Origin of the sequence: Corynebacterium sp. MSK019 (assembly GCF_030232425.1) — a bacterium.
GTDB classification, from domain to species: domain Bacteria; phylum Actinomycetota; class Actinomycetes; order Mycobacteriales; family Mycobacteriaceae; genus Corynebacterium; species Corynebacterium jeikeium_D.
On sequence record NZ_JASPJT010000009.1, the window covers coordinates 66,071 to 78,219 of the forward strand.

The following is a 12,149-nucleotide window of genomic DNA, read 5'->3' on the forward strand; positions in this document are numbered from 1 at the left end:
GGTTTAGAAGGTGGTTTGGTTGTGGGGGCTTGGGGTTCTGGTGTGGCGGGCGACGACATATATCAATAATACGCATACTAGTTGCGTATTTAATAGGGGTGCATGTAAGAGTGCTTTTATTTGGGCAGGTCTTCGCCGTTTTTGTAGGCCTGCCAGAACTGTGTGGTCTGCTGTGTCCAGACCGCATTGACACCATCGTCGGCAGGGCCTGTCGGTAGTGTCGCGGTGGACACCGGTGTGGACGCGGCGCGCTGCATCAGGCTGCGGACATCATTCAGACTGACAGTAGTGGCCGTTCCATTAGTTAGGGCGGTGAGGAGGGCAGTGAACTCCTTCATGGAGTTCACGGAGCCGCTGCTGTCAATGATTCCTTCGCTGCGGTAGTAATCCAGTAGCGCTCCCAGAATTTCCTGCTGGTGGTTGATGCGCGAGAGGTCACTGCCACCCGTTTCGGTCTTGCGAGCGCGAAGCTGTGTGACCACACCTTGGCCGGAAAAGTGCTGCTCACCTTTGCCTTCGCGGACGATGCGACCGCCGTCATCGACGGGGAGGTCTGCGCCGCCGAGGCTATCGATGATGCCGGTGACACCGTTGAAAGTGGTGGCGATGGTGTCATCGATGGGAATCCCAGCTTCTTCAGTAATCGCCATGGCTGCGCAGTCCATGCCCGCTTGGGCTGATCCGCGGTCATCGACATCGGCGACGGATCCGTAGGCGAATGCGGAGTTCAGTTTGTCCTTTTTGCCGGAGTGCTCGGTGGCGTGAGAACCAGCGCAGTCGGGTAAATCTACCAGGGAATCTCGCGGCACAGAGACAATGTCAATCCACTCCGGATCGTGACGCATACGCATGAGCATGATGACATCTGAGCGGTGTCCCACCATGGATGAGTCTTGACTATCGACACCAAGGATGAGCAGTGTCTCTTGGTGCGTGGCCGATGTGTCGGCGACGTTCTGTGTCTGACTCATCCGGTTTTGAATCAGCATCAGGGTAGCAAGCAACAGCGCCATCACCGTTAGAACTGAAACGGCAGTAATCAGTGCAGCAAGGAAGGGCTTTCGGATGATGAAAGCGCGTGCCCGACGCGTTGATGATGTGCTCACGGGGGAAGTGTAACCCTTTTGTCAAAAACGATTGTTTGAGTATTCACGCAAATACTTCCTTGAATAAGCATCTCAATAAAGAGGTGATTTTGCATTAATTGCAATCGTCAGGAAGTGGTTACGTTAGAAGTTAGTTTGTACAGCTAGTTATATGAATGTAAACAGATTGAAGCTTCGGTAAATAGTTGGTGAAACATTGTTTTACCAGGGAGAATGATGGGTGGAAAGGGTGGCTTTTTGGCTACCCGAACGATGGGGTAGCCCTTTGGGGTAGGAGCTGTAAATGTAGTTTATATCGCATAGTATGCCAAGCCTGTGGAACGCATTGTGCGTTAGGAAATTTAACCAGCAGTAAAAGGCATAAGAATGTTTATCCGAGACTGGAAGCAGCTCGCCTGGTGTGTATTTGATGTACTCGCTTGGCTGGTTGCGCTGTCCGCCGCTAACGGAATCGTCCGCGGGGAATTGGTATCTTTCTCTGAGATATCAGGCACTAATTTTTTGGTTGTCGCCGTCGCCGTAGTCGTCATTGTCCTGCTAGGCCTGCTGCTCGGGGAGTACACTAACCCGCAACGCGTATGGCCCGGCAGTCGAACTGAAGATATTGTTCTGCTGACCATCAGCATGGGTGGCGCTACCGCAGCCACTGGTTTGGCTCAAATTCTGAAGACCGTCCCGGAAATTGCGTGGTACGTTCCGTTCGCCGGTGGGTGTGTCGCAACTTTGGCAAGTATCTATACCCGAACTCTCGCTCGCTGGATCACCAACAACTTTGGTTCCCGCCAGACGGATGATCGCTTGATTGTTCTCGGTGCAGGCCGTCGAGCCAAGTTTTTTATTAACAGCCTTACGGATTCCGGTATTTCCCGTGAGAACCGCTTCCACTTGGTTGGAATCGTCGATCCCGAAGAAAGCGGCGAGAACCATATTTCTCGTATCCATGGTCTCCGCGTGATTCGTGGCATTGATCAGCTGGGCGAAGTCGCATCGCGCACTTCGGCGGAGTCGGTCATTATTGCGACTGATGAGCCACTGTCCACTGAGTGCATCAACGTCCTCAACCACATTTGTGAGGAATCGTCCCTGCGCCTGCTCATTCTGCCGCCGGTGGAGGAGTACTCGCGCCACCGTGGCGCTGTCGCTACCTCGCAGGTGCGCGAAATTAACATCGCCGACCTCATTGGCCGTCAGCCCCTACACCTGGATGAATCCAAGGTCGCTTCGATAATCCGCGGTAAGAAGGTGCTGGTCACAGGCGCTGGCGGTTCTATCGGTTCCGAGATCTGCCGACAGGTTCACCGCTTTGAGCCGGCAGAACTTATCATGCTGGATCGCGATGAGGGCGGCTTGCATGCCACTCAGCTGTCGCTGACGGGTTCGGCGCTTCTCGACGGCTCCGATACCGTCTTGGCTGATATCCGTGACGCGGAAATGCTGACGCAGATCTTCACCGAGCGCAAGCCCGATGTTGTCTACCATGCTGCAGCTCTCAAGCACCTGCCGCTGCTGGAGAGCTACCCTGCAGAAGCAGTGCAAACCAATGTCATCGGAACCCAGAACGTCCTGGATGCAGCCGCTGCGGCCAATGTTTCAACCGTTATTAATATTTCCACGGACAAGGCTGCGAACCCAGCCTCGATTCTGGGTGAATCCAAGCGCGCCGCAGAACGTCTGACTGCGCACATGGGGCAAACTCACGAAGGTGTCTGGGCATCTGTCCGCTTCGGTAACGTGTTTGGCTCGCGTGGCTCGGTCATTACGACTTTCCAGCGTCAGATTGAAGAGGGCGGCCCGGTTACGGTGACGCACCCTGACGTTCAGCGCTACTTCATGACCATTCCAGAGGCATCGCAGCTGGTGCTGCAGGCTACCGTTATTGCAGAGTCCGGTGAGACTCTGGTGCTGGAGATGGGTAAGCCGGTCAAGATTGCTGAGCTGGCGGAGAACCTTATCAGGCTCCATGACGCAGACGTAGAGATTGTCTACACGGGTCTTCGCGAAGGTGAGAAGATCTCCGAGGACTTGGTTGATGACCGCGAGGTTCCCAAGATTGGTGATCGTCATCCGCTGATCACTGAGGTACGTGTTGAGCCGGAACGGCTGAATTCGCGGATTCTCCCGTGCACACATAATCACGATGCTGCACGTCGTTGGCTTGCAGAGCACGGTGGGGCGCAAAGCAGTATTGCGGCGTATCCCGCTGGTGCACAATCACTTGCAACCGCTAGCTCGAAAGCAAAATAGTTAGGATGACTCCCCACCGTGACAACCACCAGCTCCTCTAACTTCGGGCAGCTGGCGCAAAGAGTTCGAACAGTTGCGACGATTTCGGCAGCTTCAGCGCTCGCCGCAGTCGTCGCCTTTGTGGTCAGTATTCTTTCCGCGCGAGTGCTGGGGCCCGCCGGTCGAGGTGAGGTCGCTACCGTTTTGCAGTTCGCCTATATTGTGGCGCCCTTCGTCGGCTTTGGGGCCGATCGGCTATTGCTGCGCCGCGATGATTACGACCACGGTCTCATTCCGAGTGGTTTCGCCATGACTGTGGTCGCTCTGATTGCCTGTGCCATCGCAGGTGTCGTCTACGGACCGTGGACGGCAATGGCCGGCATTGTCGCCTTGGTTACCGTGTCATTTTCAATGGTTCGTGCGATGGCTATCAGCCGCCATCGAGTGTCTTTCTTCGTCGCAGTATTCGTCTGTTTCCAAGGCTCGGTGCTGCTGATTAGCACTGCGCTGTATTTCGCTGGAGTCGAGGACTGGCGCTGGTGGGCTGCGGCCTATATCGTCCCGGCACTGCCACTGGCAATCTGGTCGCTAGCGAAGTCACGCGAGCATACCGATTCCCGTGTCGGCGGAGTGGTAGAGACGGCTCGTACAAATGCCCCGTTCATCGCATCGGGTCTCGGACCGCTGACGACCACACGCTTGGGTCGCGTTTTGCTGCCGGCGCTGGCCTCGCCGGCGTCGTTAGGCCTTTTCGTGGTCGTGGCGACGGCGACGGAACCGCTGTACTGGGTCGCGCAGTCGGTCGCCGATCAGCGCACCAGCGACCAGAGGGGTCGCGAACTCACCCCGTCTCGTGTGCTCCGACACCTTGGCATAGTCACTGCAGCGTACGGCGCGCTTGGTGCGCTCGGTGGTGTGGCACTCTACTTCCTCATCGTGCCGGTATTCGGCCATGAGTTTGAGCCTGCTCGGGAGTTGGTGCTGCCACTGACTATCGCGGCCGTGGTGCTCGGCTGCTACCGACACCTGTGCGGTGAAATTCTCGGCAGCGACAATCCCCGTCGAATTGGCCGAGTGGAGCTCATTTCCGCCGTTATCGCTGTCATTTGTTACCCGATTGGCATTCTTCTCGGAGACGCCCTCGGTCTCGCGTGGACCAGCGCAGTTGTCTACTTTGCAGCAGCCGTTGTTGCCGCAGTGGCGTTGATGCAGCCGAGCAGAGGCCCGAAAAATCCATCAACCACCAACGAAGAACTTCCCGTCGACGTAATCGAGGAAAGCTAAACAATGCGAATCACTTATATCCACCAGCACTTTGTTCTCCCCGGTGAGCCGGGTGGTTCCCGACCCTACGAGTTTGCCCGCCGAATGGCCGCTGCAGGCCACGAGGTGACAATGATCTGTGGTCGCGATGAGGCCATGGATAAAACGGTCGATGGCATCCACGTGCGTCGTTTAGCGATTCCGTACCGCAATGAAATGTCGAAGCGCGAGCGCATCGTCAGTTTCTTCAACTTCCTGGTGCGCGCCTCCGCGGTTGCTGCCCGTGTGCCTGCCGACGTGATTTACGCGTCCTCGACTCCGCTGACTGTGGCGGTTCCGGGAATTGTGGCGAAGTTTACCCAGCGTGCGTCGTTGGTGGCGGAGATTCGTGACCTGTGGCCAGAGGTGCCAATCAAGTTGGGCTACCTCAATAATCCGGTGGCGATTTTCCTGGCCAAGCAACTGGAGAAGGCATTTTATGCGGCATCGAGCGAGGTCGTGGCGCTGTCGCCGTCGATGGCCGATGGCGTCAAAGAGGTCGCTCCGAAGAAGCGCGTGACCGTCATTCCGAATGCGTCGGACTTTGAGCGTTTTGATGTCCCGGCCGAGCAGCGTGCAGCTTTCCGCAAGGAGCAGGGCTGGGGCGATGACGTGGTGGCGGTCTACGCCGGTGGTTTTGGCATGTCCTACCAGCTGGAGTGGCTTGTGGATTTGGCGGCGCAGCTGCGTCGTGATGGCGTGGAGAATGTGCGCTTTGTCCTGCTGGGGCAGGGAAGCGACTCGGATGCGTTGTACCAGCGCGCCGAGAACGCTGGCCTCGATGCCGATGCGATGTTCCTCGGCCGTCAGCCGAAGGAAGATGTCGCCAAGTACGTGTCTGCCGCCGATATCGCGCTATCACCGCTGCGTGATGACCCCTGCCTGGAAGGCAACTCCCTGAACAAGGTCTTCGATGCCATGGCCGCATCGCGTCCGGTGGTATTCAACCACGGTGGCTGGCTGGAGGAAGCCGCAACCGAGCACGATGCCGGTTGGCGTCTCTCGCGCGATATTCCGACCGCGGCCAAGCGATTCGCTGAGATCATCTCCGACCGCGATGAGATGCGCGCAGCGGGACAGCGAAACCACGAACTGGGTGAGAAGCGTTTTGCTCGTGACAGCCTGTACAACCAGCTCATCGAGGTACTCAACCGCGTCCGAAAGGTTCAGAAGTAATGACTAACGCCGACGCTAACAAGCCCAATGAGCGGATCTTTCTTTCGCTCGCGACAGTCACCGAAGCAGAAGAACAGGCCGTCGTTCGTGCACTCCACTCTGGTTGGGTGGCTCCGTTGGGCCCCGAGGTAGACGCGTTTGAAGCGGAGATTGCCAAGCGCTGCGGTGTTGAGCACTCGCTCGCGCTGTCGTCTGGAACTGCTGGCCTGCACTTGGCGCTGCTCGCGCTGGGGATTGGTGAAGGTGACTACATCCCGGTTTCCACCATGACCTTCGCGGCCACGACCAACGCCATCGCTTACGTCGGCGCTACGCCAGTGTTTGTCGATGCCGCAGAGGACGGCAACATCGACCCTGAGCTGCTGCTCCGCACCGTCGATGATCTGCTTGCCGAGGGCAAGAGCGTTCCCGCCGTGATGATTGTGGACCTCTTCGGCCGCTGCGCCGACTACCCGGCCTTCGCGCCACGCCTGGAAGAACTCGGCATCGCGCTCATCGAGGATGCCGCCGAGGCGCTCGGTGCCAGCGTCGATGGTCAGCCGGCCGGCAGCTTTGGCCGTGCCGCCGCGCTGTCTTTCAACGGCAACAAAATCATGACCACCTCCGGCGGTGGCATGCTGCTGTCCAACGATGCTGATCTCATCGCCCGCGCGCGCTACCTGTCCACGCAGGCGCGTCAGCCCGTCGCTTGGTACGAACACACCGAAATCGGCTACAACTACCGTCTTTCCAATCTGCTTGCCGCGCTGGGGCGGGCGCAGCACTCGCGTCTGGACGACATGATTGCTCGCCGCCGCCAGATTCGCGACGCGTACCTAGATTTGCTCGCCTCGCTTGACGACGATGCCCCTGGTAAAGGTACCCGCTTGCTATCTGACTCCGATGAGCGTTTCACCGAGAACTGCTGGCTGACCTCGATTGTGCTGCCGCAGGAGGCCGTCGATAAGGGTGTGCTGAGTCCGGACAGCGTGATTGCAGCGCTGGGCGAGGCCAACATCGAGGCCCGTCATCTGTGGAAACCGATGCACCTGCAGCCAGTGTACGAGGGCGCGCGGGCCACCATCAACGGCACCGCTGAGAATCTTTTCTCCCGTGGCATTACTCTTCCTAGTGGTCCGGCGCTGGACGATGATGACGTCGCGCGGGTGATTGGTGTTCTGAAGGAAGTGCTGGGATGACCAAAGCTATCGACACGGGAATAGCCCGGATATCGCAACTGACAGCTATCGAGGCGGTTCTGTGGCTGTTCTCAGTCGTCGTAGTGACATCGTGGACGGATCCGCTGCAGGGGGCGCAGATCGGTACCATTTTGTTGGCTTTTTTCTGCCTGCGTACTTTCTTGGGCAACGGCGGTCGGACAATCACACCGTTGGGCGTATTTGCGCTTGTGACCCTGTTTACGGCAGCTTTTCCTGCTTACGAAGCGTGGGATGACACAAGAGTTTCAAGCGAAGCGTTGCGCACGGCCGTTGGCCTCACCTACTTGCTGACCTTTCTCGTGACCATGATTTCTTGGCGCTTTGGTCGAGAAATTCGTTTCGATAAAAAGGTGCTTCCTGGCCGGTGGCTTTTCATCCTCATCGGCCTTGCGCTGTACGCGTTTTCGTACCAATTCCGCGCCTCTAATCTACTGCCTGGCATCATTATTGAAAGCCCGGCAATTGTGGGAATCCTGTTGGTTTCCTTTGGTGCCTGGTGGTCGCGATCGGTGATTCTCCTGGTTTTGTCATTGCCAGTAGTGCTAGGCATGTCGGCGGTGTACGTCCTAGATATTCATAGTGGACAAGGCCGCTTGCGTATCGCAGCTGTGGGGCTTGGGCTCTTGGTGTTGTTCGCGATTCGTGTGCGGGGTTTTTGGATCAAGCTTCTGGCCATTGTTATGGGCCCTGGTGCGTTGATGGTGTTTGCAACGCTGCGTAAAGCTCACCAGGAGAGCATCAATAAGGGTAATTCAGCTAACCGCACTGGTCTGGAATCTTTGACTGATCCATTTGTTACCTTCGCAAATCTGGTCGACCTGCATGAGCAGGGACGCTTTGAATTTCAAGGCGGAAAAAACCTGCTGACTCCGCTAACGCCGATTGCGCCGGAGAGCTGGGATTTGCCTCGTGCAGTGGGGTACGAGTTGGTTAAGTATTGGAAGCCAGAGAAGGCAATCCCGAAGTACGACTGGTATTCGGTGGCCGCTAACGCTACCGGTGAGTGGTACTGGATGTGGGGCAGCATTGGTGTCGTCATCGGCGGATTAGTACTCGGACTCGGCATTGCCCTGTTTAACTGGGCAGTTACTCGCGGACATGCTGCACTGCAGACGCGCTGGTGGGCGCCAGCATTGTTTATTACTGCAGTGACTTTCGCGGCTGGTCTGGGTGACCTTATTTGGGGCGGCCTGCATATTTACTGGTTCCGGACGCTGCCGCGAATTGGTCTTGAAATCGCAATCGCATTCTTCGTTGCCTTTGTGGTGGGAATCGTTTCCTTGTTCCGCAGTGACAAGACTAGGTTGACCGAAAGTACCGAGGAAGAGGAACTCACTTCTGAGCCAGTGCAGGCGGTAAATGCTATCGAGCGAGTTGCCGATGAACCTGTATCTGAGACGGATTCGGAGCCGGAACCAGTCTCTGAAGTGGAACCAGAACCAGTACCCGCAGCCGAGCCCGAACCAGTCATGGTCGCCGATAGCGGAGAGCAGGTTGTTCCGGAGTCGGGGCCAGCGGTGACCGTCGTCAAGCAAAGCGCGCCTGACAACAAGAATGACAACACCAAACTGCGCGTTGCGGCAGCCGCGTTTGCGACGGCTGGGGCGGCAGGTGCGATTGGTTGGCTGGTTAGGACGCGCCCGAACGCGGAGGTCGATGCGCGTGCCGAAAAGCTCTTGCACGAAATGTTCAACGAAAAGTAGGAGATAACCAGTGGATTCATTGGGCATCCGCGCGCAGCGAGCAGTCAAGCGTGGCATCGACATCGCAGCCTCGGCGGCAGGTCTGATTGTGCTGTCCCCGGTGCTGGGCGCCACGGCCTTGGCAGTGCGAACCTCTATGGGCAAGCCAGTCCTGTTCCGTCAGGAACGTCCGGGCAAGGACGGCGAACTGTTTAACATGCTCAAGTTCCGGACGATGCATCACCTCGATCCGGCAAAAGGGCTTGTAGACGACGCCTCGCGCCTCACCGAGGTGGGAAAACTCCTGCGCTCCACAAGCTTGGATGAGCTCCCGGAGCTCATTAACGTCCTGCGCGGCGACATGAGCCTCGTCGGCCCGCGCCCACTGCTTGTGAAATACCTTGACCTCTACACGCCTCGCCAGGCACGTCGCCATGAAGTTCGACCGGGCATCACTGGCCTCGCACAGGTGTCAGGGCGCAACGGCCTTTCCTGGGAGGATCGCTTTGAGCTGGACGTTCAGTACGTCGACAATTGGTCATTGCTTGCCGACGCCAAAATCCTCCTCGACACCATCCTGGTCGTGCTTAAGCGGGATGGGATTGCGGAGGAAGGCCAGGCGACGATGACGGAGTTTACTGGCCAGCAGGAGAAGGAGAGCACTTGCCAGGAGACTTCTAGCTAGCGTTGGGCTCTTAAGCTAGCGCATTTTTGTTATCGCAGTGTTTTCTTAACCTTTGCGGGAACCCCGGCGACTAGCGTGTATTCGGGCACATCCTTGTTCACTGCTGCACCGGAACCAACGTATGAACCTTCGCCGACGGCCACGCCCGGATTGATAACGGAGTTAGCCCCAATGGTGGATTCCGCACCGAGAGTGACGAATCCAGAGATGGCGGCCAGCGGGAAGATACTTACAAAATTATTTGTCACGGCATCGTGGCCGACCTCCACGTTTACGTGAACTTGGCAGTGAGCGCCGATTTCAATGTTGCAAGTGATTCGCGCACCAGGGCATACAACTGTGCCCGGACCGATGCTGACCACAGCACCAATTGTTGTGTCAGGATGAACCAAAGTTGCAGGAATAAGTCCAGTGGAATCTGCACGGTGAGCAATCGAGCGTCGAGCAGCGCCGTTGCCGATTGCAACTACGTAGTGCACGTCCTTAGGCAGATCCTTGAGAGTATTGGTATCGCCTAGGTACTCGATGCCTAGCTTGTGGAAATAGGTCATATCCGGGGTGCCATCATCAATGAGCCCCAAAATCTCCCATTGCTGTGGCAGTCCGTTTTCCACGGCGTAGTCATTGATATCGCGGATATGGCTAGCCACTTCGCGCCCAAAACCGCCAGCGCCGACGATGACAATTTTTTCGGTCGTCGTGTTGTTAATCCACTGCTTTGGCATGAGTGTCATTATCCCACTGATAGCCGTTTTTAGCCGGAGCGCTTGGCCCCGAATCCACCTACCACCAGTAGGTGGGATACCGAAGGCCGCGCAGTCGATTTGCGAGGATGCCAAGCACCACGATCATGATTGACGAAGCGAAAATGAAGCCTATGAAGCGGAAGTCGTTGGCAAGCCCATGGCCGTGTGGCATCAGTACGGTGACCATAGCAGTAGCGGTGGCAGGGGAATGAGCCGCGCGAGCAAGAAGCATGAGCGCGAAGGCAACGCCGGCGGCAACCGCTGCAGCAATGATGGTCGAACCCAGCATGTGCAGAATTGCGATGCCAGTCGTGCAGCCGATGAGGTGTCCGACCACGACATTTCGTGGCTGAGCCAGGGGCAGGTTCGGTGCGCCGACGATAAGCGCCATGGCAGCGCCAATAGGAGGCAAAAATAGCAGGTCAGAGACAGAAGTTGAGATGAGTGCCAGGGTCATCAGCGGCAGGCTCACGGCGACCGAGGCGGCGACAATATGGCGCAGCGGCGGGCGAGGTGGTGCTTCGCTGGCGATAAGGGGCCGTCTCGTTGGCCGTGAATAGGACATGGAAAGCATGTTAGGATGCGCTGCTTCGCTCCGCAGAGGTTCAGAGTTTTTATTGAAATAGAGGTTTCATGAGACGCTCTGAACCTCTCTGAACCAGCCAAACTCCGACCATTTTCGCCGGGTATGACACACTTAAGGGCATGGAGCCTATCGATGTCGCAATCCGGGACGAGTCCATCCGTCTCGGGCAATTCCTGAAGTTGGCCAACCTGGTGGAAACGGGCGGTCTGGCCAAGGAACTCATTGCTGAGGGCCAGGTCAGCGTGAACGGTGAGGTCGACACTCGTCGTGGCAAGGTGCTGCGTCCAGGGGACGTCGTCTCTATTGCTGGTATGTCGGCACGCGTGGCCACTGCCGATGAAGTCGATGATGACTACTTTGATGAGGCCACCGCCGATGATGACTTTGATCCTGAAAAGTGGAGGAACCTGTAACTCATGCCCGCATTTCCCGCCGAATTTGGCATGCCCCTGCGCGTAGATTTGCTCTCCGCTGCACCGCGTAAGACCGAGCGCTTCTACCGCGGCGTTCTCGGATGGGCTTACCGCAACACCGCGCCGATTCATGAGGATGCCCGCGAAGCTTCCGTTGGTCGACGCATCGCCATGCTGTCCGGAATGCCGGTGTCAGTGCTGCTGGAGGCCGATAAGGACGCTGAGGATGCCTTCGTCAACCAGTGGCGTGTGAACTTCCATGTCGACTCTGCCGCTGGTGCCGTCGAGAAGGCGCGCGAGCTCGGCGCCGAGGTCTTCCAGGAACCGACTCCGCTTGTCGACGGATCCACAATGGCCGTCGTTTCCGACCCCGCCGGTGGCCTGATTGGACTACTGGAACAACCGGGTGAGCAGGCCTTCATCGCAGCGGGCGAGCCCGGCACCCCGGTGTGGTTCGAGCTGGTTGCAGGCCCGGAGGAGACCTTTGAGCAGGTCGCGGACTTCTACCACAACTTCTTTGGCTGGGAAATCGCCGTGCGCAACAAGAACGAGCACGGCACTTTCGCAGTCGCGATGGAAGACGGGGCACCGTTCGCAGGTTTGGTAGCCAGCTCGGTTGCCGCACAGACCGATGCGGCCGATAAGAGCTTCGTTGGCTGGCTAGCGTACCTCGGCGTGGAGAACATCGACACCGCTGTCGCTAAGGCTGAGGAACTGGGCGGTTCCGTGCTCGTCGCCCCGCAGGCCACCGAGTTCGGTCCGCTGGCAACCGTGCAGGACCCGTGTGGTGCGGCAGTTGTGCTCTGCGAGGTGCCGCTGCCGCCGGAGGAGGACATCCGCGAGTCCGACCCGCTGGAAGGCATTGACCTCAGCCAGTTCCAGTAGGGGCTCAGAGTTCTTCGTCGTCGTCCTCGGGGGCCCGTTTCCCGGTGTAGTTAACGTGTAAAGGATCGTCTTCGTTAGTGATCTCACGTAAAGGCACAGCTCGAGCAGCACTATATCTGTTTCTACTCATATTTCTTGGCCCTCCC

General features: G+C 57.6%; 11 protein-coding genes. 8 read left to right on the top strand and 3 right to left on the bottom strand.

The genetic code is table 11. The features are described 5' to 3' along the window. Positions 1-116: 116 nt before the first annotated feature. The gene (locus QP982_RS07775; RefSeq protein WP_141737765.1) at positions 117-1,106 is read right to left on the bottom strand and encodes an LCP family protein; all 990 of its coding nucleotides are present in this window, start codon (positions 1,104-1,106) and stop codon (positions 117-119) included. Between the two features lie 366 nt (positions 1,107-1,472). On the opposite strand from QP982_RS07775, the gene QP982_RS07780 reads away from it, so the two are divergent. The 6 genes from QP982_RS07780 to QP982_RS07805 are packed head-to-tail and all read left to right on the top strand — an operon-like array spanning position 1,473 to position 9,373. Next, positions 1,473-3,350, top strand: coding sequence for a polysaccharide biosynthesis protein (locus QP982_RS07780; RefSeq protein ID WP_284870380.1), 1,878 nt, complete (start codon positions 1,473-1,475; stop codon positions 3,348-3,350). 18 nt (positions 3,351-3,368) lie between these two features. Continuing rightward, on the top strand, positions 3,369-4,613 hold the full coding sequence (locus QP982_RS07785) for a lipopolysaccharide biosynthesis protein (RefSeq protein ID WP_284870381.1): 1,245 nt from the start codon (positions 3,369-3,371) through the stop codon (positions 4,611-4,613). Positions 4,614-4,616: 3 nt separating this feature from the next. Continuing rightward, positions 4,617-5,807 carry a glycosyltransferase family 4 protein gene (locus QP982_RS07790; protein WP_284870382.1) on the top strand — a complete coding sequence of 397 codons (1,191 nt, stop codon included), beginning with the start codon at positions 4,617-4,619 and terminating at the stop codon, positions 5,805-5,807. Beyond that, positions 5,807-6,985: a DegT/DnrJ/EryC1/StrS family aminotransferase gene (locus QP982_RS07795; protein WP_284870383.1), complete on the top strand. Its 1,179-nt coding sequence runs from the start codon at positions 5,807-5,809 to the stop codon at positions 6,983-6,985. Before QP982_RS07790 ends, QP982_RS07795 begins: the two co-directional genes overlap by 1 nt. Then, positions 6,982-8,709 carry a hypothetical protein gene (locus QP982_RS07800; protein WP_070851594.1) on the top strand — a complete coding sequence of 576 codons (1,728 nt, stop codon included), beginning with the start codon at positions 6,982-6,984 and terminating at the stop codon, positions 8,707-8,709. The genes QP982_RS07795 and QP982_RS07800 overlap by 4 nt, the downstream gene beginning before the upstream one ends. Before the next feature lie 10 nt (positions 8,710-8,719). After that, entirely contained in the window at positions 8,720-9,373 is a 654-nt protein-coding gene (locus tag QP982_RS07805; RefSeq protein ID WP_070429100.1) for a sugar transferase, read from the top strand. A gap of 29 nt (positions 9,374-9,402) precedes the next feature. On the opposite strand, the gene QP982_RS07810 is transcribed toward QP982_RS07805, so the two are convergent. After that, entirely contained in the window at positions 9,403-10,098 is a 696-nt protein-coding gene (locus QP982_RS07810) for a NeuD/PglB/VioB family sugar acetyltransferase (RefSeq protein ID WP_284870384.1), read from the bottom strand. Between the two features lie 58 nt (positions 10,099-10,156). Beyond that, complete coding sequence (locus QP982_RS07815; protein ID WP_224784065.1) at positions 10,157-10,684, bottom strand: HPP family protein; 528 nt, start codon at positions 10,682-10,684, stop codon at positions 10,157-10,159. Between the two features lie 140 nt (positions 10,685-10,824). Here QP982_RS07815 and QP982_RS07820 point away from each other — a divergent pair, with 140 nt between their 5' ends. Next, a complete protein-coding gene (locus QP982_RS07820) occupies positions 10,825-11,118 on the top strand; it encodes an RNA-binding S4 domain-containing protein (RefSeq protein WP_070566500.1) in 294 nt (97 codons plus the stop codon). A 3-nt stretch (positions 11,119-11,121) separates the two neighbouring features. Next, positions 11,122-12,003: a glyoxalase/bleomycin resistance/extradiol dioxygenase family protein gene (locus QP982_RS07825; RefSeq protein WP_070566502.1), complete on the top strand. Its 882-nt coding sequence runs from the start codon at positions 11,122-11,124 to the stop codon at positions 12,001-12,003. The last annotated feature ends 146 nt before the right edge of the window (positions 12,004-12,149 follow it).

What these genes read in the sequence shown, in the direction of transcription:
- QP982_RS07780 (WP_284870380.1), top strand. Translation starts at nt 1,473, where the DNA reads ATGTTTATCCGAGACTGGAAGCAGCTCGCCTGGTGTGTATTTGATGTA.
- QP982_RS07790 (WP_284870382.1), top strand. Translation starts at nt 4,617, where the DNA reads ATGCGAATCACTTATATCCACCAGCACTTTGTTCTCCCCGGTGAGCCG.
- QP982_RS07795 (WP_284870383.1), top strand. Translation starts at nt 5,807, where the DNA reads ATGACTAACGCCGACGCTAACAAGCCCAATGAGCGGATCTTTCTTTCG.
- QP982_RS07800 (WP_070851594.1), top strand. Translation starts at nt 6,982, where the DNA reads ATGACCAAAGCTATCGACACGGGAATAGCCCGGATATCGCAACTGACA.
- QP982_RS07810 (WP_284870384.1), bottom strand. Translation starts at nt 10,098, where the DNA reads ATGCCAAAGCAGTGGATTAACAACACGACGACCGAAAAAATTGTCATC.
- QP982_RS07815 (WP_224784065.1), bottom strand. Translation starts at nt 10,684, where the DNA reads ATGTCCTATTCACGGCCAACGAGACGGCCCCTTATCGCCAGCGAAGCA.
- QP982_RS07820 (WP_070566500.1), top strand. Translation starts at nt 10,825, where the DNA reads ATGGAGCCTATCGATGTCGCAATCCGGGACGAGTCCATCCGTCTCGGG.
- QP982_RS07825 (WP_070566502.1), top strand. Translation starts at nt 11,122, where the DNA reads ATGCCCGCATTTCCCGCCGAATTTGGCATGCCCCTGCGCGTAGATTTG.